Here is a 609-nt window from a genome sequence, read left to right as displayed (position 1 = left end):
CGATCCTCGAGGATGCCACCGCAGGGCTGGATCCGACCCACCCCACCCTCGCCTCACTGCTGCGCGGCAGCGGCTACGCGACCGCGATGATCGGCAAGTGGCACTGCGGCTTCCTGCCGGACCACTCGCCGACCAGGTCGGGCTGGGACGAGTTCTTCGGGAACTTCGCCGGAGCGCTGGAGTACTACTCCAAGCTGGCCAGCAACGGGAAGTACGACCTCTACGAGGGTGAAGTCCCCTACCAGGACCTGCGGTACTACACGAGCATCCTCACCGAACGCGCGAGCCGGTATATCGAGCGCCGGCACGAGAAGCCGTGGCTGCTCAACCTCAACTTCACGACGCCGCACTGGCCCTGGATCGCCGAGGGCGACACCGAAGAGGCCGCCCGGCTGGAGAAGGCCGTCCGGTCGGCCAACACCACCACCGCCCGGCTCGCGCTCGCGCATCTGGACGGCGGCTCGCTGGACAAGTACCGGCAGATGGTCGAGGGCCTGGACCGCTCCGTCGGCGAGGTCCTCGACTCGCTGCGCCGTTCCGGGCAGGAGCGCGACACGATCGTCGTGTTCGCCAGCGACAACGGCGGCGAACGCTACTCGCACACCTGGC

The 609-nt window shown here is 68.3% G+C and carries 1 protein-coding gene; it reads left to right on the top strand.

The genetic code is table 11. The features are described 5' to 3' along the window. The coding region (locus tag ABD323_RS43825; RefSeq protein WP_344447583.1) for a sulfatase-like hydrolase/transferase at window positions 1-609 on the top strand (609 nt) is incomplete at both ends.

Source organism: Kitasatospora nipponensis (genome assembly GCF_039528135.1).
Taxonomy (GTDB): domain Bacteria; phylum Actinomycetota; class Actinomycetes; order Streptomycetales; family Streptomycetaceae; genus Kitasatospora; species Kitasatospora nipponensis.
Note: the sequence above shows the minus strand (reverse complement) of the source record. Positions and strands in the feature narration are given on the sequence as shown.